We start from the raw sequence: 22,954 nt of genomic DNA on the forward strand, positions 1-22,954 counted from the left end.
AACGCCGGCGTTGTGGCTATTCTACGGTTGGTTGTTGCCCGGCATGTCGGCCGGACAGGCGATGACGTCGACGCCCAGCAGCTCGGTGTCGGGCGTCAGATAGTCGGCGCGGACGGGTTCGGACCGCGCGAGATCGGTCGACAGATAGCGGGCGCTGTTGTCGCACAGGATCGTCGCGACGGCGCAACCCGGGCCGCGCGCCGCGACCACCGAGAGCGCGGCGACGATATTCGCGCCGCTCGAGATGCCGACGCCGAGGCCGAGCCGGTGGGCGAGCTGCTGCGCCATCAGGATCGCATCGCCGTCGGCGACCGCGATCACGGGCGCGAGTTCGTCGAGCCTGACGATATCGGGAATGAATTCGTCGGACACGCCCTGGATGCGATGATGGCCGACCTTGTGGCCGGTCGACAGCGTCGGCGATTCCGCCGGCTCGACGGGATGGACGGCGATGGCATGACCATGGGCACGGCAATAGCGCGCCGCGCCCATCACCGTGCCGCCCGTGCCGACGCCGGCGACGAACGCGTCCGGCGTCCGCCCGATGCTCTCCATCTGGGCGAACAGCTCGGGCATCGTGCCCTCGGCATGGGCACGCCAATTGTCGTCATTCTCGAACTGGCGGGACAGGAACGCGCCCTCGCGGTCCGCCATCGCCCTGGCTTGGGCAATGGCGCCAAGAAAGCCGCCTTCTTCGCGCGAGACGAGACGCAGTTCGGCGCCGTGGCTTGCGAGTAGCGCGCGGCGTTCGGCGCTCATCCAGTCGGGCATGAAGATCGTCACCGGGTGACCGAGCGCCCGGCCGAGCGCTGCCAGCGCGATGCCGGCATTGCCGCTTGTCGCCTCGACGATCGGCTGGCCGGGCGCGAGTTCTCCGCGCGCTTTCGCAGCGAACAGGATCCCGTGCGCCATCCGGTCCTTGATCGATCCGGTCAGATTGATGAACTCGGCCTTGGCGTAAACCGTCGTTCGCTCGTCGCGAAACCGTATATGGATGGCGATAAGCGGCGTCCGGCCGACAAGCGCGCCGAGCGGCGTGCAGCAGGGCGGCGGCAATGCGGAATCGTACGCGTGGCGCTGCGCCAGGACGGTGCGTGTGAGCAATGAAATCTCCCTCTTCGCTAGGAATGCTATGGGAGCGAAGGCGAGAAATCATCGCCATATTTTGGATATACTGCGTTTCAACGATCAAAATATTCTGTATCAATGCCCTACAATGAAAAATATTGACGAAACCGATCGCCGCATTCTCGGCCTGCTGCAACAGGATGCGACGCGGTCGCTGGAGAGCATCGGCGAGACGCTGTCGCTGTCGGTCAACAATGTTTGGCGGCGGGTGAAGCGGCTCGAGGCGGACGGCGTGATCGCGCGGCGGGTCGCACTGATCGATCCCGAGGCGGTCGGGCTCGCCGTCACCGTGTTCGTCGCGATCAAGACCAGCGATCACAGCGAGGAATGGCTCGAAGCGTTCGCCGAGGCCGCGCGGGCATTGCCCGAAGTGGTGGAACTCTACCGCATGGCCGGCGATGTCGATTATTTCGTCAAGCTGCTGGTTCGCGACGTCGGCGATTACGACCGGGTCTATCGCAAGCTGATCGCGACCGCGCCGATGAGCGATGTCAGCGCGAGTTTCGCGATGGAGCGGATCAAGTTCGACACCGCAGTGCCGCTTTGAAGTGGAGCAAGCCCATGAACGGTCAGCCCTGAGCATGTCGAAGGGCGTCTTACGACGGAGAAACATGCTTTGACAGGCTCAGCACTAACGGATGTGGCACATCCGCCGGTCGTAATCTGTTTTTAAGCCGCCGCCCCCGCCTTCTTGAGCGTCGCGATCTCGTCCGCCGAATAGCCGAGACCCGCCAGCACGGCATCGCTCTGATCGCCGGGTTCGGGCAGCGTATCCGGCGCTCCGGTGCGCACGCCCGCCATGTCGATAGGGAGGACCGGCAGCTGTACGGTTCGGCCGTCGGTCAGCGTGACATCCTGCAGCCCGCCGCTCGCGGCGAGGTGCGGATCGTCGAACAGTTCCTCGGGCTTGCCGATAGGCGCGAAGGGCAGGCCGGTGCCGTCGAGCTTCGCGATCAGTTCGTCCCGCGTGAACGTCTTCATCAGGTCGCGGATCTCGGGCATGATCTCCTCGCGCGCTTCGACCCGGGCGTTGTTCTCGCGCAGTTCCTCTCGCGCCCAGAGATCGTCGAGCCCGAACAGCGCACAGAATTTTTCCCATAGCGCATCGGTGACGACGCCGATGAACACCGGCTCGTCGGCGGTCTCGAAGACGTCGTAGATCGCCCAGGCGGAGACGCGCGCCGGCATCGGCGCCGCCGCCCGACCGGTCACCGCCTTTTGCGCCATATGCTGGCCGACCAAATAGACGGTCGTTTCGAACAGCGAGGCCTGCACCTTCTGTCCGCGCCCGGTGCGGTGGCGTTCCTCGAGCGCGGCGAGGATCGCGATGACGCCGAACATGCCGCCGGTCACGTCGATGACGCTCGCCCCCGCGCGCAGTGGCCGGCCCGGCGGGCCGGTCATATAGGCGAGCCCGCCCATCATCTGCGCGACCTCGTCGAGCGCTGTCCGGTTTTCATAGGGCCCGGGCAGGAAGCCCTTTTCCGAGCAGTAGATGAGCTTCGGGTTGGTTTCGGCCAGCGCCTCATAACCGAGGCCGAGTTTCTCCATCGCGCCGGGGCGGTAATTCTCGATCAGGATATCGGCGCTGTCGGCCAGCTTCTTCGCCGCGACGAGGCCCTGCGGGTCTTTCAAGTTCAGGCAGATGCTCTGCTTGTGCCGGTTGTACATCGGGAAATAGCCGCCGCCCGAGCCGAGCAGCCGCCGCGTCCGGTCCCCGCCGACCGGCTCGACGCGGATCACCTCGGCGCCGAGTTCGGCGAGGATCGCTCCCGCCGCGGGCCCCATGACCATATGGGTGAATTCGACGACGCGGAGCCCCGCCAGCGGTCCATCGGTCTTCATGCCGCCTCCCGGAAGCCGAGCGGCAGACCCGCATCGGGCGTAAATCCGTAGAGCGGTTCGCCGGGCAGTGCCTCGGCGACGATCTCGCGCACCTTTAGCAGCTTTTCGAGGTCGATCCCGGTCTCGTATCCCATGGCTTCGAGCATGAAGACGAGATCCTCGGTCACGATATTGCCCGACGCACCGGGTGCGAACGGGCATCCGCCCAACCCGCCGAGCGAGGCGTCGAAGGTGGTGATCCCCTCCTCGAGCCCGGCCACGACATTCGCGAGACCGAGCCCGCGGGTGTTATGCAAATGCAGCGTATTGAGCTTGTCGGCGCCCACCGCCGCCTTCACCTTGCGCACGAGCCGCCGCACATGTTCGGGGTTGGCATAGCCGGTTGTGTCCGAGAGGCCGACCTCTGCGACACCGGCTTCCATCGACGCTTCGGCGAGCCGGACGACCTGGTCCTCGCTGACCGGTCCTTCGATCGTGCAGCCGAAGGCGGTCGACAACCCGACCTCGAAATGCGGACGCGCGCCTTTGGACTGGGCGGCGACGAGCTCGGCGATCGCGCGGATCTCGGCCAGCATCGCCGGATGGTCCTTGCGGACATTGGCGATGCTGTGCGTTTCGGACATCGAGAAGGGGATCGACATCTTGTCGACTCCTGCCGCGATAGCGCGCTCCGCGCCTTTCAAGTTGGGGATCAGCGCGACGACGTCGAGGTTCGGCAGCGTCTTGGCATAGGCGACCAGTTCTGCCGTGTCGGCCATTTGCGGCAGCAGTTTGGGCGGCACGAAACTGCCCACTTCGATCTCGCCGACGCCGGCCTCGGCCTCGGCCTTGATCCAGGCCTTCTTGGCGTCGAGCGGCATCACCCGGTCGATGCTTTGCAGCCCGTCGCGCGGGCCGACTTCGGAGATGTGTATCTTCTGATTCATTCTGCTGCTCCGGCCATCACAGATAGGCCTGTCATTCTGTTCGCTAGGACCAATCCTCCCCCGCAAGGGGAGGGGGACCACGAAGTGGTGGAGGGGTATCCCGGCTGGCGCGGTGTAAAAGGCGAATGGTGATACCCCTCCGTCAGCCTTGCAGGCTGCCACCTCCCCTTGCAGGGGAGGATTGACCAAATAGCCTCTATAATGGTCATGCACGGTCTCCCAGGTAAATCCACGGCCGGGCCTTGCGGTCCGCCGCCTGCCATATGGCGATGTCCTCGGCATTTTTGAGCGTCAGGTCGATCGCATCGAGCCCTTCCAAGAGCATCGCCTTAGCTTCCTCGCCGATATCGAATGCCCAGCTGCGCCCGTCGGGCAGCGTGATCGTCTGGGCGGGCAGGTCGATGGTGACGGGCGCGTCCGCGGCGGCGATGGCCTTGATATCATCGCGCTCCAACGCGGCGGGCAGCACGCCGTTCCGCACGCAATTGCCCGCGAAGATCGGCGCGAAACTCTCGGCGATGATCGCGCGGATGCCATATTCGGCCAGCGCCCAGACCGCATGTTCGCGGCTCGACCCGCAACCGAAATTGCGGCCGCCGAGCAGGATCTGCGTTTCGGCATGTTCGGGCCGATTGAGCACGAAATCCGGGTTCGGTTTGCGCCCGCCGATCTTCGTGTAGCGCTGCCCGGCGAACAGCCCGTCGGCGATCCCCGTCTTGCCCGTGCTCGTCATCTCGCGCGAGGGGATGATCTGGTCGGTATCGACATTGTCGCGGATCATCGGCGCGGGGAGAGCGGTGAGTGTGGTGAGCGGTTCAGCCATCAGCGTACCTCCCGCGGATCGGCGATGGCACCTGCAAGCGCGCTCGCCGCGACGGTTTCGGGGCTGGCGATATGAGTCTTCACATTCGGGCCTTGGCGGCTTTCGAAATTGCGGTTGGTCGAGGAGATTACGCGCGATCCGTCGCCGAAACTCTCGCCGCCGGCGTAAAAGCACATGGAGCAGCCGCTTTCGCGCCATTCGAACCCGGCGTCGAGAAAGATCCGGTCGATCCCTTCCTCCTCCGCCGCGCGTTTCACATGGCTCGATCCGGGCACGCAGATCGCCGTGACGCCGTCGGCGATACGCTTGCCCTTGAGCAGCGCCGAGGCGCGGCGCAGGTCGGAGAGCCGGCTGTTGGTGCAGCTGCCGATAAAGGCGGCATCGATGGCGAGCCCCTTGAGCGGTTGGCCGGGTTCGAGCGCCATATATGAGAGCGGCCGAGCCTCGGCATCCTCGGGCACATGGCCGTCGATCCTGACACTGGCCTCGGGGCTGGTGCCCCAGCTGACCATTGGCCGGATGGCCGCTGCGTCGATGGCGATCTCGGCGTCGAACCGCGCGCTGGAACCGCTCTTCAATGTTCGCCAATGGGCGAGCGCCGCCTCCCATTGGTCGCCCTTCGGCGCATAGCGGCGGCCGTCGAGCCAGGCATAGGTCTTGTCGTCGGGCGCGATGAACCCGCTCATCGCCGAAAATTCGGTCGCCATGTTGCAGAGCGTCATGCGCCCTTCCATCGACAGCGCCTCGACCGCTTCGCCCGCAAATTCGACGGCATGGCCCTTGCCGCCTGCCGCTCCATGCTCCGCGATCAGCGCGAGGATCATGTCCTTGGGCGTGACGCCGAACGGAAGCGCGCCTTCCAACGTCACCCGCATGGATTTCGGCTTTTCGAGCCGCAGCGTGCCCGTCGCCATCGCATGTTCGGCCTCGGACGAGCCGATGCCCCAAGCCAGCGCGCCGAATGCGCCTTGCGTGCAGGTATGGCTGTCGGGCGCGATCAGCGTACAGCCGGGCAGCACGATGCCGAGCTCGGGCGAGATCACATGGACGATGCCCTGATCGGGATCGGTGACGTCGAACAGCGTGATGCCTGCCGCCTTGGCCGCCGCCCGCAATTCGGTGATGAATATCTGCCCGCCCGGCATCAAGGTCCGGTCGCCGCGTCCCGGCCGGGTGTCGACGATATGATCGGCCACCGCGAAAACGCGGGATGGATCGGCGACCTTCCGCCCGGTTTCGGCGAGCGCATTGAGCGCCGCGGGTCCCGTGCGCTCGTGCAGGAATATCCGGTCGATCGCGATCAGCTGCGCGCCGCCGGCAAGGTCGGCCGCGACATGGCTGTCCCACAGCCTGTCGAAGAGGCTGGCCTGGCCGGTCAGGTCGCCGCCTCCATTTCCGCATCCATCGACCGCCAGTCCTTCGTCACGAACGTCTCCTGAATCGCTGTGCGGGTTTCGAGCCGGCCGTCGCGGATCCAGTGCCAGGTGCGGCAGCGGTTTTGTCCATCATCCGATAACTGGATCATCTCGTAAAGATAGAGTTCGGGATCGCCGGTGCGCTGCCAATAAAGCATCATCGTGCGGCTATACTCGTCGAGATCGACGGCCGAGGCCCAGCCCTTGATGAGATCATTGTCCCACCAGAGGCGCCCATCCCGATAGTCTGCCGGAAAATCGCGGATCTCGGTCCGGCCGTCGAGCCAGGTGTAGTGATTGGTCTGGTGATAGGGATGGGGCCCGTTATCGGGCAGGCGGCAGATCAGGCGCGAGGCATGTTCGTCCACCTTCTCGTTCGCCGCGTCGAAATAGCTGTAGGTGCCGTCCCAGACGCCTTCATGGCGCGCGAGCAGTGGCATGTCTTCGCGAATTCCCATTGTCAGCTTTCCTTGTCGAGCAGGGCCCGATGCCAGGCTTGGGCAGCGCGCGCGCGAAGCAGGTCGCGATGTTCGGCTGCCAACCTTTCCGGTGTCAGGGCGGCGGGATCGAATGGCCGGGCATGTGCGGTATCGGCTTCGTACCAGGGTTCGAAAAAGTGGCGCGCGCGTACGACCTGCCAGGCGGTGGTAAGATAGGCGCCGAACCGGTCGGGGTCGAGGTCAGGATAGAGCCGGGCCGGATCGCCGGATAGCGGTGGCGGTACGACGGTACGGGCCGCGCCGAAATGTGCTGTGACCGCATCGATGACCGGAGCCCAGCCGACCCAGTCCTTGGGCGTCTCGCCGTTCCAACCGTCCGACAGGCCATGGCCGGGCAGATCCATAAAGAGCGCATCGGGCGCCGGATCTGTCGCGAGCGCGCGGCCCGGCTCATGCAGATGCAATGTGTCGGCTTCGGGATTGCCGCGCCAATGGATCAGGCCCTCGAAGCCGGCCACCGCCACGTGCAGGAATCCGCGATCCTTCGTCTCGGGCAATGCTCCGATCTGCGGATGATCGCCGGCGAACAGATGGTCGAGGCTGGCCTGCTGATGGTTTTCGGGCGTCGCGACCTTGCGCGCCTCCCAGCCCGCGGGCATCTCGCCCAGCCGGTCGATATGCTCCTGCAGCGGATCGCCGTCATAGGCGGTGATCAGGCAGGGCGGCATCACAGCATCGGGCGGCGGGATATCGCGCGGCGCGCGCAGCACGGCGCCGTACCCCGCCTGATAGGCATTGCCCGCATCCAGCATCTCGCGGACCACGGCATCGACCCGGTCCGGATCGTCATGCGCGACCGTCAGCCGGTGTGTCTCGTCGGTCGCGAACCAGGGGAAGAACCAGCTCTGCTCGAGAATCCGGTTCCACAGCCAGGTCAGATGCTCGCCATAGTCGCTGGGGTGGAAGGGCGGCAGATAGGCGTCGCCGAACAGCGCCATCTCGTCCGGCGTCCAGACCGCATAGCCGCCCATCGCCACGCGCGTGAACCGCCCGGGCTGCTGTTTGATCGCCGTCATCAGGATGATTGCACCCGAATGGAAGCCGTAAGCCGCACAGCGATCAATTCCGAGCGCGTCCAGCAAGTCGTGCACGGCCCGTGCGAAATCATTGATGTCGGGATTGCCGGGCAGCGGGTCTGACTGGCCGAAGCCCGGCGTGTCGGGCGCGATGCAGGTGAAATGCGGCGCCCATGTCTCCATCAGCACCTCATATTCGGCCGAACTGCGCGGGCTCTGGTGCACCATCAGCAGGACCGGCCCCGAACCGGCCTTGCGGTAATGCACCGTGCGGTCGCCAACGCGGATGAAGTGACGGGTGATGATCATCGCCTCCTTGTGAATTGGCTAATTTGTCCGGACAAATTCATCTCGACAAGTCTTTTCTTCTCGCCCACTATAGATGGCTCTCTGGGTGTAAACGAGATCGTCAACATGAACGGTACGAAAATGGTCAGCGACGGAAAGACGGCGCGCGAGATATTCGAAGGCGTGATGGCCAATCCGGCGCGCAAGAAATTCGGCTTCGGCGAGAAGCTCGCCATCGTCAATGTCGATATCCAGCGCGCCTATACCGATCTCGAAACGTTCAAGACGGCCTATGAGACCGACCCCGACCAGATCGCCCATGTGAACCGGATTTCCGGGCTTGCGCGGGCGAACAGTATGCCCGTGATCTGGTCGCGTGTGGCCTATAAGGACGATGCCGGCGATGCGGGCGTCTGGGGTACGCGGACAGATACCGAGGATAGTCTCCAGAACATCAAATATGGCAGCGAGCGGCACGAATTCGATCCGCGCTGCGCGATCGATCCGGACGACATGACCTTCACCAAGCGGATGCCGAGCGCGTTCTTTGAGACTCCGCTAGCCAGCTATCTGACATGGCACAAGGTCGACACGGTGGTGGTGACAGGCGGCTCCACCTCGGGCTGCGTGCGCGCAACGGCCGTCGATTCGCTTTCCCATGGCTATCGCACGATCGTCCCCATCGAGACCTGCGCGGACAAGCACGAAAGCTATCATTTCGCCAACCTCACCGACCTCCAGCTCAAATATGCCGATGTCGAGCCGGTTCAGGCGGTGATCGACTGGCTGGAGGCGCGCTGATGCGGGAGGGGGCGGCCGATCCCGGACTCTACGATTTCAAGGCGTGGCGCGGGCGGCCCAAGCTGGCATGGCCGGGCGGCAAGACTTGCGCGGTCTGGGTCGCGCCCAATCTCGAATTTTACGAGCTCGATCCACCCGCCAATCCGCACCGCAAGAGCTGGCCGAAACCGCATCCCGATGTCGTTGGCTATTCGCATCGCGACCATGCCAACCGCGTCTCGCACTGGCGGATGGCCGACGTCATGTCGAAGCACGGCTTTCCGGGATCGGTGAGTCTCTCGGTCGCGCTCTGCGACCATATCCCGGAAGTCGTCGAGGACGCGAATGCGCGCGGCTGGGAGTTTTTCAGCCACGGCATCTACAACACGCGGTACAGCTACGGCGTGGACGAGGCGCAGGAACGCGCGATCATCGAGGATTCGATTCGGACGGTGCGCGACGCGACCGGCCAGACGATCCGCGGCTGGCTCGCCCCGGCGCTGACCCATACGCCGCGTACGCTCGATCTGATCGCAGAGTACGGCCTCGATTATACCTGCGATCTCTATCATGACGACCAGCCGACCGATGTGAAGGTCGCGAGCGGGCAGCTGACGGCAATCCCCTACAGCCTCGAGGTCAACGACCATTACGGTTTCTTCATCTACAATATGAGCCCGCGGGAATATGCCGATACGCTGATCCGCCAGTTCGAGCGGCTGGCGACGGAGGGCGAGGAGTCCGGCACGGTGATGTGCATCCCGCTGCACAGTTACCTCATCGGTCAGCCGCACCGGATCGGACCGTTCGAGGAGGTGCTCAAGCATATCGCGGCAGACGGCCGCGCCTGGATCGCGAAGGCGGGAGAGATCGTGGATTCATTCCGCGGTCAGACGGGGGACGCGTTATGAGCCTCGATCCCGCCTATCTCGAATATCCGAAGCGCGGGCGCGGCATGGATCACGACTATTATCCGTACAGCCGCTTCGACACGCGCCCGCCGGTCCAATGGCGGGACGGCAAACAGGTCGCGATCTGGCCGGTCATCAGCCTCGAATGGTTTCCGATCACCCCCAGCGACGAACCGTTCCGCGCGCCCGGCCATATGCAGACGGCTTATCCCGATTATCGCCATTACACCGCGCGCGAATATGGGACGCGGGTCGGGCTCTACCGGCTGCTCGATGCGTTCGAGGCGATAGGCGCGAAAATATCGGTCGCCACGAACAGCGCGATCGCGGATCGCTACCCCGAGATTATCGAAGCGATTGTCGGTGCGGGCCATGAGATCGTCGCCCATTCGACCGACATGAACGGCACCATCGCCAGCGGGCTGCCCGAGGATGAGGAGTGCGCGCTGATCGTGCAGTCGCTGGATACGCTGGAGCGGGTGAGCGGATCGCGCCCGCGCGGCTGGCTATCCATCGCGCGTTCGCAGAGCTTCAATACGGCCAAGCTGCTCGCCGACGCCGGCGTCGACTATATGTGCGACTGGGTGAATGACGAGCTGCCGTACCGCTTTGCGACGGCAGCTGGCGATATCGTCAATATCCCGCTCAATCACGAATTGTCGGATCGCCAGATTATTAACGTTCAGCAGCAATCGGCGGACAGCTATGTCCACCAGATGCAGAACGCCTACGCTTGGCTGGCCGGCGAGGCCGACACCCACGGCGGCCGCATGCTGCCCATGCATCTGACGCCCTATATCATGGGGCTTCCCTACCGGATGGATGCGTTCGAGGGCCTGCTGCGCTGGTTCGCTGACCAGCCGGGCACCTGGTTTGCGCGCGGCGATGCGATTCTCGACAGCTGGGCTGCGCAACAATGAAGGTCCGCAACCCGCGCACCGGCGAATGCGATTATGAGATCGCGCCACTGGACGAGCAGGCGGTTGCGGATACGGCAGCACGGTTACGCAAGGCGCAAACCGGTTGGACCGATCTCTCCGTCGAAGACCGTGGCGATATCCTGTTGCGCTGGGTGAAGGCGATAGAGGCTCGGATCGACGACATTGCCGCTGCGCTAACGGTCGATACCGGTCGGTCGGGAATCTCGCGGCTGGAGGTGCTCGGCATTCCGGGCCTGATACAGCGCTGGGCGAGTTCCGCTGTCGATATCATTGCCGAGCATTCGCCGTCCGGCGCGCCCACCGCGCAGCCGACGATCACGACGACGACCCGGCTCGTCCCCTATCCGCTAGTCGGCGTGATTTCGCCCTGGAATTTCCCGCTGACGCTAGCGCTGATCGACGCGATCCCGGCGCTGATGGCGGGTTGTGCGGTGCTGGTGAAACCGTCCGAAGTCACACCGCGCTTCATCCGCCCGTTGGCCGAGACGATAGCCGAGGTGCCGGAGATCGCCGAGGTGCTGGTGATCATCGAAGGCGATGGTGCGACCGGTGCGGCGATGGTCGAGCATGTCGATTATGTCTGCTTCACCGGATCGGTGGCTACGGGCCGCAAGGTGGGCGAGGCGGCCGCGCGCGCCTTCATCCCGGCGAGCCTCGAACTAGGCGGCAAGGATCCGATGCTGGTACTGGCCAGCGCCGACCCCGTCAAAGCAGCGGAAACGGCCGTGCGCGCCAGCATCGTGAATACAGGCCAGGCCTGCCAGTCGATCGAGCGCGTCTATGTCGCGCGCGAGATAGCCGAGCCGTTCATGGCCGCGCTGGTGGAGAAAGCGAAGGCCGTGCGTCTCAACCATCCCGATATCGGCAGCGGCGATATCGGGCCGTTTATCTTCGAAAAGCAGGCGGCGATCGTGCAGGCGCATATCGACGATGCGGTCGCCAAGGGCGCGGACGTTCTGGCCGGCGGACAGGTCGAAAATCTCGATGGCGGGCTGTATCTGCGCCCGACCGTGCTGAGCGGCGTCACACCCGACATGGCGATCGTCACGGAGGAAACTTTCGGCCCCGTCATCCCGGTAATCGTCTTCGACGATGTCGACCAGGCCGTCCAACTGGCCAATACCAGTATTTACGGCCTGTCCGCCGCTGTGATCGCGGGGACCGCCGCGGAAGCCGAAAGCGTCGCCGTGCGTCTCAACGCTGGCGGCGTTTCGATCAATGACGGCTCATTGACCTCGATGATCTGGGAAGCGGAAAAATCGAGCTTCGGCCTGTCCGGGCTCGGTCCCTCGCGGATGGGAGAGAGTGGCTTGCTCCGTTTCTTCCGCCGTCAGGCCCTGATCCGGCAGGAAGGCGAGGCCGCGCCGATAACGGCCTATGCGGAGGAGAATTTGCGATGAAGGCATGGATTTTGGGCGCGGGATTGGTGTTCGGCGCGAGCGCGGCTTGCGCGCGTCAATCGGCAAACGAGGAGGCGGCGTCGCCGGGTGTCGCTGTACCGACCGAACGCGCGCCGACCGACTTCCGGCGCAGCACATTGATCGTGCGCGATATCGATGCTTCGCTGGCGCTGTATCGCGACGTGCTGGGTTTCACGGTCAATTACGATACCGAGGTGACGACGTCCGGCGTGGCGCTGCCGGCCGGAGAACCGGGCGCGCGGGCGCGGCTCGTGCTCGCCAACGCCAACGATCCCTGGATCGGCTGGATCGGCTTCATGCAATGGGTCGAACCGGCGTTGCCCGATCCCGGCCCCTATCCGACCCGGCTCGGCATCGGCGATCATGTGATGATCATGAACACCGACGATGCCGAGGCGCGCTGCGCGGCCGCCGCCGAAGTGCCCGGCGTCACCATGACGGCGCCGGCGCGTATGCAGGAATATCCCGGGCGTGACGGTGCGCCGCCGATCCGCGTTATCGGCTGCAACATTTTCGATCCGGACGGCAATCTGATCGAAATCAACCAGCTGCTGCGCGAAGGCGAGGACGTGCCAGCCAGCCTCCAACCGAACGAGACAGCCGAATAATGGCGGGCTGGCCGCTTCTGCTTGCCGGTCTGTTGCAGGGCGGCGTCATTGCGTCCGAACCGTGCACCGATCCAGTCTATATGGTGGTGGCCGGCCCGACCCATGACCGCGAGCGCATGATGGCCTATGGTCAGGCGATCGCGGACTCGCAGATTTACGACCGCCTCGGCGCCTATTACATCAATTCGCCGCGCGCCGTCGCGACGTTCGAGGGCGATGCGCCGCCCGGCTATGCGACGCTGATCGTGCGATTTCCCTGTCTCGCCAATGCCCGGACCTTCTGGAACAGCGATGTTTATCAGAACGAGATCTTGCCGCTGCGCCAGAATCCGAGCGCGGGGGATTATTTCGTGACCGTGTATCCGGAAATGCCCCTGCGGCCGGAGATGGTCGGCAAGGTCGGAGAGGCCGAATATCTCGTGCGGTTCGAGGGCGGCGATATTCCGGAACGGCCCGTCTATGCCGATCCGCCGGGCCTCGTGCTCGGTGTCGATGCGGATTCGGCGGAACTGGCCGCGCCTTCGCCCGGTTGGCCAGCGGCGCGTCTCTTGCGGCGCGACGAGACGACCGGCGAATCATGGCGGCTCGCGGCTGAGCGGGCGTCGGACTTCGACGGCGGCGTTGCACCGGCGCTGACCGAGATTTACGTCACGCGCGGATCGATGCGCTTCGCGCGGGTCGCGCTCGGTCCGGGCGACTATGCGCGGCTCGGCACCGGTTACGATATGGGCGAAGTCCGGCTCGGCGAAGACAGCGCGGTGCTGCTGTTTCGCTATCCGGACGGCGCGCCCGCCAGTCCGCAGCCCGAACCGCTGGTCGTCCGCGAAGCCGATACCGAATGGACGGCCGGAACCGTCGCGCGCGATGCCGGGGCCGAGGCGCGCGATGCCGGGGCCGAGGCGCCGCTGATGATCCGGCGGCTTTTCACCGATCCCGAAACCGGCGCGCGGACGCATCTCGTGCGGCTGGCGGCGGGCGTATCGGTGCCCTGGGAAATCCATACCACGGCCGAGGAGGGCTATCTGCTCGAGGGCGATTACGTCCTTGCCGAATGCCTGCCGAGCGGGCGGCGCGATTACGACTATACGCCCGGCGGCTATTTCTACCGCCCGGCCGGTATCTTGCACAGCGGCCCCGACTCGACGACAACGACCGGCGCGACCTGGCTGATCCGGACGCCGCGTACGCTCGACGCGCTCTTCTACCCGGCCTGTCCGAGCGCGCCCGCATCCCTTGAAGAGGAGGAAAGCCCATGACCCCGACCCTGCAGCATGCGATGAAACCCGAGCTGACGGTGGAAGAGGCCGCGCGCGGCCGGTTCGTCTCGGGTATCCGCAGCCTGATCCTCAACGATCTCGCCGCCGATATGCGCGCCGGTTACGACAAGCGCGCCGAACCGGCATTCCGCCGCGAGCATGGCCGCGCGCCCGAAACGAGCCGCGAGGCGCATCTCGCGTTGCGCGGCGACCCGGCTTTCAACATCTACAGCGCGATGCGGGTCCAGGCGCAGAAGATGGTCTGGGCGAGCGTCGCCGATATCGTCGAACGCGATCTGGAGCGGATGGAAGCGGAAGCGGCGAAGGTTTCCGATGCGCCGGGCTCGCTGACGCTCGATGCCGATATGGCCGTGCCGCGCAATGTCGATGCGATCGACGTGCACCTGATGCCGGGCTCTTATACGCGCGGCGCGGATTCCCTCGAGGCCGGTGCGGTGTACGATCAGGGGCTGGCGGTCTTCTCGATGGGGCTGATGGGCGCCAATCTCGACGATATCGGGCTGTCGATGGCGCGCTATGTTCGCGGCAAATATCCGGACTTCGCGCCGCGCGACATTCTCGATACGGGCTGCACGATCGGCCACAATACGCTGCCCTGGAAACGGGCCTATCCGGATGCCCGGGTCGAGGCGATCGACGCCGCGCCGGGCGGGCTGCGCTACGCCTCGGCGCGGGCGAAGATGCAGGGGCAGGAAGTGCATTTCCGGCAGATGTCGGCGGACGCGCTCGACTATCCCGACGAAAGTTTCGATCTCGTCTGGTCGTCCATGTTCCTCCACGAGATCTCGAAAAAGACGCGCGCCAAGGCGTTCGAGGAAGCGTACCGCGTGCTGCGGCCCGGCGGGCTGATGTTGCATATGGAATTGCCGCCCAACGACCAGATGGACGCGTTCGACGGCTTCTATCTCGACTGGGATTCCTACTATAATTCCGAACCCTTCTACAAAGGCTATCGCGACGAAAGCCCGCCCGAGCTGTGCCGGCGCGCGGGATTCGCCGAAGAGGATTATATCCAGTTCGTCGTGCCGAGCATCGGCATCTATGGCGAGGAGGCGGTCGCCGATGCGATCGCGGCCGGGGAGGGCGAGGCCGTGGGGCAGGAAACCACCGGACGGCTCGCCGAAGGCGTGATGTGGTTCGGCTTCGGGGCGTGGAAATAATGCGCGGCGAGCCACCGATCAAACCGGAGGATGCGCCGGACAGCATTTATGGTCCCGACGGCAAACCGCGTTTCTTTGCCGAGCCCGGCATGGACCGGTTCGTCGCCGTCGTCATGAATCTCGCCCAGGAAGTCTGGGTGCAGGAGGAGCGGCTGATGGCGCTCGAGGGCGAGAAAGCCGATCCCGAAGCGCGCGACGCGAAGCTCAAGGCCTTTATCGACCGGGTGTTCGACCCTATCCGGGAATCCGACGCCTAGGCGTCTGTAACCGCGACGGGCAGAGGCGCGAAAGACATTCAGCCATGCGCATCAACGCCGATTTTTCCCAACGCGCCGTCGTCCGCCCGGGCGATGTCGACTGGGTCGCCTCGCCGATGGCCGGCGTCGAGCGTCAGATGCTCGACCGGGTCGGCGAGGAAGTGGCGCGGGCTACCTCGATCGTGCGCTATGCAGCCGGTTCGCGTTTCTCCGAACATGTCCATGGCGGGGGCGAGGAGTTCTTCGTGCTCGACGGCGTTTTTTCGGACGAAAGAGGCGATTATCCGGCCGGCACCTATGTCCGGAACCCGATCGGCACCCGGCATGCGCCGCATAGCGAAGACGGCTGCACGATCTTCGTCAAGCTGCACCAGTTCGACGATAAGGACACAGCGCATTTCTCGATCGACACGCGCGCCGCGGAATTCCGGCCCGGGTGGGCCGAGGGGTTGAGCGTTCTGCCGCTCCACGCATTCGGCGCCGAGTCCGTTGCGCTCGTCCGCTGGGAGCCGGGAACGACATGCACCGGCCGCCGGCATCCGGGCGGCGCGGAAATACTCGTCCTCGACGGCGTATTCCAGGACGAGCAGGGCGACTATCCGGCCGGCAGCTGGATCCGCCACCCGCATCTCGCCGAGCATCGCCCGTTTTCCGAGCAGGGCTGCCAGATCTACATGAAAACCGGTCACCTACCCGACATCGCCTGAGGGCTGGCCGCAATCCGGTCGCGGCGTCGCGCTGTGGACGAGCGCATGGCTATTCGGCCCTTTCAAGGATATCAGCGGCTTGGGGGTCGTGTTTGCGTGGGGGGGACCGTGTCCATGAATTATGGCAGCTTTTTCTATGACTATACGCCGCATGGCTATTGTATCCTGTGGCAGCCGGAACTGGTCTGGACCCATGTCGTTTCCGATGCGCTGATCGCGCTCGCCTATTTTTCGATACCGATCGCGATTCTCTATTTCATCCGAAAACGTCCCGATATCCGGTTCGGCTGGATCGCGACGCTGTTCGCCGCCTTCATCCTCGCCTGCGGCGCGACGCATGTGATGGGGATCTGGACCTTGTGGAACGGCGATTACGGCATCCAGGCGCTGATGAAGGCGTTCACGGCGCTCGTTTCGGTCATCACCGCCATCGCCCTCTGGCCGCTCGTGCCCAAGGCGCTCGCGGTGCCGTCGGCCGCGCAGCTGCAGAGCGCCAATGACGAGCTTTCGGCGCTGGTCGCCGAACGCGATGCCGCGCTGGTTCGATTGCAGAGCGAAGTCGAGGAACGGACAAAGGCCGAAGAGGCGCTGCTGCAGGCGCAGAAGATCGAGTCGATCGGTCGGCTGACCGGCGGCATCGCGCATGATTTCAACAATCTTCTGCAGGCCGCCTCGGGCAATATCGAACTGATCAAGACGCGCGGCGGCGAGGATGAGCGCGTGTCCCGATGGGTCGGCAACGCCGGTGCGGCGATCGAGCGGGGCAAGCGGCTGACCTCCCAGCTGCTCTCCTTCTCGCGGACGCAGAAGATAGAACTCGAGCCGCTTTCGGCGGGCGAGGTCGTCGACGAAGTCGCCGAGATGATCCGCCGCACCATCGGGCCGCAGATCGATCTCTCGATCCGCACGGCGCCGGCGAACACGGGGGTTCTGGCGGATCGGACGCAGCTCGAAATGGCCATCCTCAATCTCGCGATCAATGCGCGCGACGCGATGCTCGAGGGCGGCCGGCTGGAGGTTGCGGTGCGCCCGGTGGAGCTGCTGGTGAGCGAGCGGGATCTGCCTGCCGGCGACTATGTCGATATCATTGTATCGGATACCGGCACCGGCATCGATCCGGACATCCTGGCGAGAATATTCGAACCCTTCTTCACGACCAAGGAAACCGGGCAGGGGACAGGTCTCGGCCTTTCCATGGTGTTCGGCATGGCGCGCCAATCGGGCGGGACGGCGTTCGTCGAATCGACCGGCGAGAGCGGAACGACGATCACGATCCGCCTGCGCCGGTCGCACGAAGACAATGCCGAAGCCGATCGCGACGCCGAACGGGTCGCCGGCCCCGCCACACTGCCAAATCTCGAGATTCTGCTGGTTGATGACGAGGACGATGTCCGCGGGGCGGTCGCCGATATGCTCACCCATCTCGGCTGCCAGGTCATCCAGGCGGCGGACGGGGAGGCGGCGGTGACGGAGATGTTGGGCGGGCGGTTCGATCTCGCGCTGCTCGACTTCGCGATGCCGGGCCGGTCGGGCGGGCGCGTGGCCGAGATGCTGCGGGTGATCCGGCCCGATCTCCCGATCGTCTTTATCAGCGGCTATGCCGATACCGACGCGCTCGAACAGGCGGCGGGCGGGGATTACCGTCTGCTTCACAAACCGTTCAGCGATCACGAACTCGCTGCAGCGATCCGCGCCGCGATGGCCTCGGGTTAGGCCGACCGGCTAGGAGCGATCGAGTTCGACGAGCTCGTAGCGATTCATCATATAGCCGTCGATGCTGCCCTTCACGAGCAGCGAATCCGCGTCGGCGGTGATCCACATGTCGAAATCGGGGTGCTGCGTGCCGCCCATCCCCGGGCCGTCGTCATAATAGCGGTAATGGCGGCATTCGAAGGTTCCGGCTGCGACCGTCACTTCCTCCTCGCCGACATATTCCATGCCGATATTGACTTCCGAGATCAGCGGCGGCGTCGCGCCGCGATGGTCGGGCGAGGGGACGAAGACGCGGATCATCCGCCGGTGCGGCCCTTTGGCGAGGTCCATGCATTGGGTGAGGAATCCGTCGCCGACGACCGGGTGCGTGCCGAAGCCGTCGATCGCCCCGTCCATCGGCATGCGCTGCGAGAGCCGGCCGATCGACGGGCCGAAGCTTTCGCACTCGATGACCTGGCTGTCCCAGTCGGCATGCAGCCAGCCCGATCCGAGGAATTCGTCGCCCAGGGTCAGATGGACGTGCAGGTCCTGCGGCCGCCGTTCGGCGTCGAGATGGTAGATGATGTCGCGCAGCACCGTCGGCTCGGGTTCCTCGATCTCGCAGCGCGCGCGCATGATCGTCGAGCCGTCGCCATGATGGGTGAAGGTGAACCATTCGCGCCCGCGCTCCCGGCCTTCCCATTCGGGTTTGACCGACGTGTAACTGATCTTTCCGCTGACAGTGCGATGTTGCATGGGACTCCCCTATCTGATCGCATCGGACCATGCCCGTGCATTTAGGGCTTGCCAAGTGAAATTTGTCCGGACAAATTACGGCCAATCAAAGGAGGGGCGCCATGGAATTTCTGACGGCCAACGAGCTGAGCATCCTGCGCTGGGTGCATATCATCGCCATGGTCTATTGGCTGGGCGGCGAATGGGGTGTGTTCCAGACCAGCTATCATGTCACCAATCCCGCGCTCTCGCTCGAGGAGCGCCGGCGGCATATGGAGACCGCCTATCGCATCGACATTCTCGCGCGCACGGGCATCGTCCTCCTGCTCCCGCTCGGCCTGCATATGGGCAAGCTCTACGGTTTCGTGCCGATCCTCGAGGGCGCCGGAATCTGGTGGATGTGGCTGTTCTTCGCGATCTGGCTAGCGATGACCTGGACGGCTTACATCAAGCGCGAGACCGATATCGGGATCAAAGTGACGCGGGCGGAGGAACTGCTGCGCTACCCGCTGATCGCGGCGCTCTTCGTGATCGCCTTCATGGCCTGGGGCGGCACGGGGCCCGTCGAGTCCGGGCCGGGCAATTTCTGGTATCCGGCGAAGATCGGGCTCTACGCCTTTGCGCTGTGCATTGGCCTCTTCCTCAGGCTCGTCATGCGCCGCTGGACGGTGCGTTTCCGCAAGCTCGCCGAAGGGCCCGACGCGGCCGAAGAGGCGGCGCTGGCGCGCGAGATCGGCCAGGCGCGGATCTCGGCCTATATCTACTGGATCACGATCGCGGGCGTCTGCTTTCTCGGGGCCGTGAAGCCCTTCTAACTGTCCCGCAACTCGTCGACTACATCCTGGACCGGCGGTTCGAACTCTTCGAGCGCCTGTAGCGCCTGTTGCGGGCCGCGCATCACCCGGGCGATATATTCGCGGATCATCTCGCCGCGCTCCTGCCCGGCCTCGCGATCGGGCTCGTAGCGCTCGATATCGTCGCGGCTGATCGTGCCCTTCGCGTCCAGCAGCCGTTCGACCGTATCGAGCCGCTCACGCAGCACCGAGATCTCGCCGATCACCGCCATCAGCATGGAGAGCATCTTCTCTTCCTCGGGATCGGCGAGAAAGTCGGGCCGCTTGCCCTTGGCCTTCAGATTGGCTCGCGTCATCCAGTCGATCGGTTCGTTGCTCATCATTTACTCCGTTCGGGCTGAGCCTGTCGAAGCCCTGCCCTTTCTTTGAACCCGTGCAGAATAAGAACAGCCCTTCGACACGCTCAGGGCCAACGGGAAAGGGCTACTCGGCTGCCTCCTGAATGGCTTCGGCATTCTTCCATGCGCCATAGGCGTTCCATACCGCCGCGCGGCCATGGTCTTCGGATTCGCCGGTCGGCGCTTCGGGGAAAATATCGGTGTCGACGACCGCGCGGACGCCGACGGTGAACAGCTCGTCGCGCCCGAAACCGGCCTTCACCATCTCCTCCTTGAGATCGAGCGCATGCATCGCCGACCAGAAGGGCTCGTTATTGTTGAAGGCGTCCCAGTCCCGGATGAACTGCTCGTAGAGCGGCATATCGTCCGAATATTGCGGCTGCTCGACATGGAGCATCAGCCCGTCGTCCGCGAGCACGCGATAGCCTTCCGCGATGATTTTCGGCAGCGCCTTGCCGGACAGTTCATGCAGGAACATCGTCGTCTGCACCCAGTCGAAAGTGCCGTCCTCCCAGCGCGAGAGATCCTCGGCATTGGCCTGGATGAAGCGGATATTGGTGGCGCCGAGCGCCTGGGCGCGGGCATGGCCGTAGCGCAGCGACGGTGCGGCCGTATCGATCGCGAAAAATTCGGTGTCCGGGAAGGCGAGCGCAAGCGGCACGACATTATGGCCGATCGTGCTGCCGATATCGAGCACGCGCCGGGGTTCCCAGCCGGGCCGCTCCTTGCGGACCCACTCGACAAGCGCCTGCCCGCCGCCATCGTTGAGCGCGCCGAGCGCGCCGCCCGTTGTCGCGAACAGGCCGCAATCGTAATTGGCGCCCGCCGAAACGTCGTCCGGCCGTTCCTCGCCATGATAGCTGCCCGGCATGCAGTGAATGTCGACGGCGGCCTGGTAGCGCGGCACCGCGACCGAGGGGTCGAGTTCGAGCGTATCCTTGCCGTCGTTGAATGCGCGCGCCTTGGCATCGAGTGCGTCGAGCTGGCGCAGCACCATCGCGCGGCCGTTCTGCTGGCGCATTTCCATCGAGTTGCGTTTCAGCGCCGACCAGAAGCGGTGGAACGGGTCTTCGTTCATCGCATGGCGGATCTCGAACCGGTCCTTGGGTTCGCGGCCATGCTCCTTCACGAAGGCGGGCAGCACGCGCCGGTCATAGGCCAGCTTGTTGCCCGGGCCGAGCGTACCGGCGAGAAACTTGTTGAGGTTGGCGAGAAAGTCGAACCGCGCCGCCTCGTCATGGCGGGGTTCGGGAAACATCTCATGCCGCGATACGGCGGTATAGGGCGGGGCGACGTCGATCTTGCTCATCTATCCTCTCCGAGATTGTCCTCGACTCATAATTAGTCCGGACAAATTTCCATACCATGATCTGGATCAAACGGAAATCTAACCGTTTCCCGCTAAAAAGGCTATGCAGGGAAAGGCGCACATGACCGACAGGCTTTGGGACATTTTCTTTGACATTCACTCCGGCCTCCCGCGTCAGGGGCCGGGCGACGACGAATCGACGCGGCGCGCTCTGGCGGCGTGCGATGGCCTTCCGGACGGGCCGGCGATTTGCGATATCGGTTGCGGCCCGGGCATGCAGACTTTGGCTCTCGCCGAGGCGCTGTCCGATGCCGGGATCGTCGCGGTCGACTTCCACCAGCCCTATCTCGACGATCTTGCCGAACGCGCGCAGCGGGCGGGCTGCGCGGAACGGATCGAGCTATGCTGCGCCGACATGGCGGATTTGCCGTTCGACGCGGCGCGGTTCGATCTGATCTGGTCCGAGGGCGCGGCCTATGTGATAGGCGTCGATGCGGCGCTCGATGCGTGGCGGCCGCTGCTGCGGTCCCGCGCTTGTCTCGCCTTTACCGAGCTGGTCTGGTTGACGTCCGATCCGCCCGACGAAGCCGCGGCCTTTTTCGCGGAGGAATATCCGGCGATGCGGGGCGCCGATGCCGTTGCCGCCGGGGTCGAGGCCAAAGGTTATGAAATGCTCGGCCGTTTCACGCTGCCCGATGCGGCCTGGTGGAAGCATTATTACACGCCGCTCGCCGCGCGCCTGCTGGAACTGGAAAAGAAATATGCCGGCGACGCGGAAGCGCTCGGGATGATCGCGACGTCGGAACGGGAAATCGAAATTCGCCGCCGCTTCGGCAATTCCTATGGCTATGAGTTTCTCGTCGCGAGAAAAGCCAGCTAGATCAGCCCCTCGCGCACCATCCGTTCGATCACCTGTTCCTGTGCGCGGCGGAAATAGTCGCGGTCCGGCACCTGCGGCGTATCGCCGTCCATCATGCCGTTGGCGGCGTGGATTTCGGTGCCGCTGTAGACCGGCGCGAACAGTTCGAGCCGCTGGCGTGCGAGGAAATTGGTCATGCTCGGCGTCCGACGGCCCGCGCGCAGCGCGTCGATATCGACGGTCGCAAAGGCGGTGAAGGTCTCGCCCGTGTTCGATTCGGCGACGACCCGGCCCTTCCAGTCGACGATCTGGGAATTGCCGTCGGCCGAGGCGAGCGGCAGCGCCGCACCCTCTATCCCGGCTGTGTTGGCGGAGACGACATAGGCCATATTCTCGAATGCCCGCGCCTGTTTGGCGATATCCTTGGGCGTGTCGAGCGGCGAGCCGATCTCCGAGGAACTGTGGACGAAGATCTCCGCGCCGCGCAGCGCATGGGCGCGGGCGATCTCGGGATAGAGGATCTCCTCCGACGCGATGGCGGCGAGATTGCCGATCTCGGTCCGCGCCACCGGAAACACGCCGTCGATGCCGTAAATATCGAGATAGCGCGACCAGACATCGTGCGGGGTGGGCGCGAACATCGAATTGAGCCGCCTATAGCGCAACACGACTTCGCCCGAAGGCGCGATCACGAAGCTCGTCTGGAAATAGAAATCGGGAAAATTGCTGTCCGCCTCATACGCATTGCCCGCGAGGAACAGGTTCAGCCGTTCGGCCACGCCGCCCAGCGCTTCATATTCGGGCCCGTCGATTTCGAGCGCCGCCTTGTCGGCGAAATCCGGGATCGAGATGCGGCCCGGATAGCTGGTCAGGAGATATTCGGGCAGCACGGCGAGGCGCACCGGATGGCCGCCATATTGCGCGATGAAGCCGGCGGCCGAGCGCAGCTTGGTCTCGACTTCGCCGATCATCGCCATCATCTGGGCGCGCGCGGCGGCGCGGTCGGGCGTCGCCTCGACGGAGCGAGCGGCAAGCTGGAGCGCCAGGGCGGAATAGAGTGGGGTCTCAGGCATGGCTTCTTCCTGCGCCATCAGGGCCGCATTCGGCAAGGGCAGCATGCTCGCGAGCATCGCCGCCATGATCTGCCGTCGGTCCATATACATG

The 22,954-nt window shown here is 64.6% G+C and carries 24 protein-coding genes; 13 read left to right on the top strand and 11 right to left on the bottom strand.

The annotated features are described in order from the left end of the window. Positions 1–21: 21 nt before the first annotated feature. Positions 22–1,104, bottom strand: coding sequence for a PLP-dependent cysteine synthase family protein (locus HFP57_RS14125; protein ID WP_218135026.1), 1,083 nt, complete (start codon positions 1,102–1,104; stop codon positions 22–24). A gap of 112 nt (positions 1,105–1,216) precedes the next feature. On the opposite strand from HFP57_RS14125, the gene HFP57_RS14130 reads away from it, so the two are divergent. Further along, positions 1,217–1,675 (top strand): Lrp/AsnC family transcriptional regulator, encoded by a 459-nt coding sequence (locus tag HFP57_RS14130; protein ID WP_176870383.1) that lies wholly within the window; start codon positions 1,217–1,219, stop codon positions 1,673–1,675. A gap of 122 nt (positions 1,676–1,797) precedes the next feature. Here the strand turns inward: HFP57_RS14130 and HFP57_RS14135 are convergent, their stop codons facing one another. The 6 genes from HFP57_RS14135 to HFP57_RS14160 all read right to left on the bottom strand — a co-directional run bounded on the left by HFP57_RS14135 (position 1,798) and on the right by HFP57_RS14160 (position 7,962). Further along, entirely contained in the window at positions 1,798–2,973 is a 1,176-nt protein-coding gene (locus tag HFP57_RS14135; protein ID WP_176870384.1) for a CaiB/BaiF CoA transferase family protein, read from the bottom strand. Then, the gene (locus HFP57_RS14140; RefSeq protein ID WP_176870385.1) at positions 2,970–3,899 is read right to left on the bottom strand and encodes a hydroxymethylglutaryl-CoA lyase; all 930 of its coding nucleotides are present in this window, start codon (positions 3,897–3,899) and stop codon (positions 2,970–2,972) included. Before HFP57_RS14140 ends, HFP57_RS14135 begins: the two co-directional genes overlap by 4 nt. A gap of 205 nt (positions 3,900–4,104) precedes the next feature. Further along, positions 4,105–4,722, bottom strand: coding sequence for a 3-isopropylmalate dehydratase small subunit (gene leuD, locus HFP57_RS14145; protein ID WP_176870386.1), 618 nt, complete (start codon positions 4,720–4,722; stop codon positions 4,105–4,107). Continuing rightward, positions 4,722–6,101, bottom strand: a complete 1,380-nt coding sequence (locus HFP57_RS14150; protein ID WP_176871334.1) for a 3-isopropylmalate dehydratase large subunit — start codon at positions 6,099–6,101, stop codon at positions 4,722–4,724. Before HFP57_RS14150 ends, leuD begins: the two co-directional genes overlap by 1 nt. Next, the gene (locus tag HFP57_RS14155) at positions 6,098–6,595 is read right to left on the bottom strand and encodes a DUF3598 domain-containing protein (protein WP_176870387.1); all 498 of its coding nucleotides are present in this window, start codon (positions 6,593–6,595) and stop codon (positions 6,098–6,100) included. Before HFP57_RS14155 ends, HFP57_RS14150 begins: the two co-directional genes overlap by 4 nt. Positions 6,596–6,597: 2 nt before the next feature. Then, positions 6,598–7,962 (bottom strand): alpha/beta fold hydrolase, encoded by a 1,365-nt coding sequence (locus HFP57_RS14160; RefSeq protein ID WP_176870388.1) that lies wholly within the window; start codon positions 7,960–7,962, stop codon positions 6,598–6,600. A gap of 105 nt (positions 7,963–8,067) precedes the next feature. Here HFP57_RS14160 and HFP57_RS14165 point away from each other — a divergent pair, with 105 nt between their 5' ends. From HFP57_RS14165 to HFP57_RS14210, 10 genes are all read left to right on the top strand, one after another. Next, on the top strand, positions 8,068–8,742 hold the full coding sequence (locus HFP57_RS14165) for an isochorismatase family protein (RefSeq protein WP_218135027.1): 675 nt from the start codon (positions 8,068–8,070) through the stop codon (positions 8,740–8,742). After that, positions 8,742–9,632, top strand: coding sequence for a polysaccharide deacetylase family protein (locus HFP57_RS14170; RefSeq protein ID WP_176870389.1), 891 nt, complete (start codon positions 8,742–8,744; stop codon positions 9,630–9,632). Before HFP57_RS14165 ends, HFP57_RS14170 begins: the two co-directional genes overlap by 1 nt. Then, positions 9,629–10,552 carry a polysaccharide deacetylase family protein gene (locus tag HFP57_RS14175; RefSeq protein WP_176870390.1) on the top strand — a complete coding sequence of 308 codons (924 nt, stop codon included), beginning with the start codon at positions 9,629–9,631 and terminating at the stop codon, positions 10,550–10,552. Before HFP57_RS14170 ends, HFP57_RS14175 begins: the two co-directional genes overlap by 4 nt. Continuing rightward, the gene (locus tag HFP57_RS14180; protein WP_176870391.1) at positions 10,549–11,973 is read left to right on the top strand and encodes an aldehyde dehydrogenase family protein; all 1,425 of its coding nucleotides are present in this window, start codon (positions 10,549–10,551) and stop codon (positions 11,971–11,973) included. The genes HFP57_RS14175 and HFP57_RS14180 overlap by 4 nt, the downstream gene beginning before the upstream one ends. Beyond that, complete coding sequence (locus HFP57_RS14185; protein ID WP_176870392.1) at positions 11,970–12,602, top strand: VOC family protein; 633 nt, start codon at positions 11,970–11,972, stop codon at positions 12,600–12,602. Before HFP57_RS14180 ends, HFP57_RS14185 begins: the two co-directional genes overlap by 4 nt. Continuing rightward, a complete protein-coding gene (locus HFP57_RS14190) occupies positions 12,602–13,858 on the top strand; it encodes a cupin domain-containing protein (RefSeq protein WP_176870393.1) in 1,257 nt (418 codons plus the stop codon). The genes HFP57_RS14185 and HFP57_RS14190 overlap by 1 nt, the downstream gene beginning before the upstream one ends. Next, positions 13,855–15,039 carry a class I SAM-dependent methyltransferase gene (locus HFP57_RS14195; protein ID WP_176870394.1) on the top strand — a complete coding sequence of 395 codons (1,185 nt, stop codon included), beginning with the start codon at positions 13,855–13,857 and terminating at the stop codon, positions 15,037–15,039. Before HFP57_RS14190 ends, HFP57_RS14195 begins: the two co-directional genes overlap by 4 nt. Continuing rightward, positions 15,039–15,296: a hypothetical protein gene (locus HFP57_RS14200; RefSeq protein WP_176870395.1), complete on the top strand. Its 258-nt coding sequence runs from the start codon at positions 15,039–15,041 to the stop codon at positions 15,294–15,296. The genes HFP57_RS14195 and HFP57_RS14200 overlap by 1 nt, the downstream gene beginning before the upstream one ends. A 44-nt stretch (positions 15,297–15,340) precedes the next feature. Then, the gene (locus HFP57_RS14205) at positions 15,341–16,003 is read left to right on the top strand and encodes a cupin domain-containing protein (RefSeq protein WP_176870396.1); all 663 of its coding nucleotides are present in this window, start codon (positions 15,341–15,343) and stop codon (positions 16,001–16,003) included. A 114-nt stretch (positions 16,004–16,117) separates the two neighbouring features. Beyond that, positions 16,118–17,716 (top strand): ATP-binding protein, encoded by a 1,599-nt coding sequence (locus tag HFP57_RS14210; protein ID WP_176871336.1) that lies wholly within the window; start codon positions 16,118–16,120, stop codon positions 17,714–17,716. Between the two features lie 9 nt (positions 17,717–17,725). Here HFP57_RS14210 and HFP57_RS14215 read toward each other — a convergent pair whose 3' ends face one another. After that, positions 17,726–18,451: a DUF3108 domain-containing protein gene (locus HFP57_RS14215; RefSeq protein WP_176870397.1), complete on the bottom strand. Its 726-nt coding sequence runs from the start codon at positions 18,449–18,451 to the stop codon at positions 17,726–17,728. 101 nt (positions 18,452–18,552) lie between these two features. Here HFP57_RS14215 and HFP57_RS14220 point away from each other — a divergent pair, with 101 nt between their 5' ends. Continuing rightward, positions 18,553–19,245, top strand: coding sequence for a hypothetical protein (locus tag HFP57_RS14220; protein ID WP_176870398.1), 693 nt, complete (start codon positions 18,553–18,555; stop codon positions 19,243–19,245). Here the strand turns inward: HFP57_RS14220 and HFP57_RS14225 are convergent. Next, the gene (locus tag HFP57_RS14225; RefSeq protein ID WP_176870399.1) at positions 19,242–19,604 is read right to left on the bottom strand and encodes a hypothetical protein; all 363 of its coding nucleotides are present in this window, start codon (positions 19,602–19,604) and stop codon (positions 19,242–19,244) included. The genes HFP57_RS14220 and HFP57_RS14225 overlap by 4 nt on opposite strands. Positions 19,605–19,707: 103 nt before the next feature. After that, the gene (locus HFP57_RS14230) at positions 19,708–20,931 is read right to left on the bottom strand and encodes a class I SAM-dependent methyltransferase (RefSeq protein WP_176870400.1); all 1,224 of its coding nucleotides are present in this window, start codon (positions 20,929–20,931) and stop codon (positions 19,708–19,710) included. 121 nt (positions 20,932–21,052) lie between these two features. Here HFP57_RS14230 and HFP57_RS14235 point away from each other — a divergent pair, with 121 nt between their 5' ends. After that, on the top strand, positions 21,053–21,811 hold the full coding sequence (locus HFP57_RS14235; protein WP_176870401.1) for a class I SAM-dependent methyltransferase: 759 nt from the start codon (positions 21,053–21,055) through the stop codon (positions 21,809–21,811). Here HFP57_RS14235 and HFP57_RS14240 read toward each other — a convergent pair. Continuing rightward, the gene (locus HFP57_RS14240) at positions 21,808–22,953 is read right to left on the bottom strand and encodes a nitrilase-related carbon-nitrogen hydrolase (RefSeq protein WP_176870402.1); all 1,146 of its coding nucleotides are present in this window, start codon (positions 22,951–22,953) and stop codon (positions 21,808–21,810) included. The two genes, HFP57_RS14235 and HFP57_RS14240, sit on opposite strands and share 4 nt — an antisense overlap. Position 22,954: the final 1 nt, after the last annotated feature.

The sequence above is a fragment of the Parasphingopyxis algicola genome, from assembly GCF_013378075.1.
GTDB lineage: Bacteria > Pseudomonadota > Alphaproteobacteria > Sphingomonadales > Sphingomonadaceae > Parasphingopyxis > Parasphingopyxis algicola.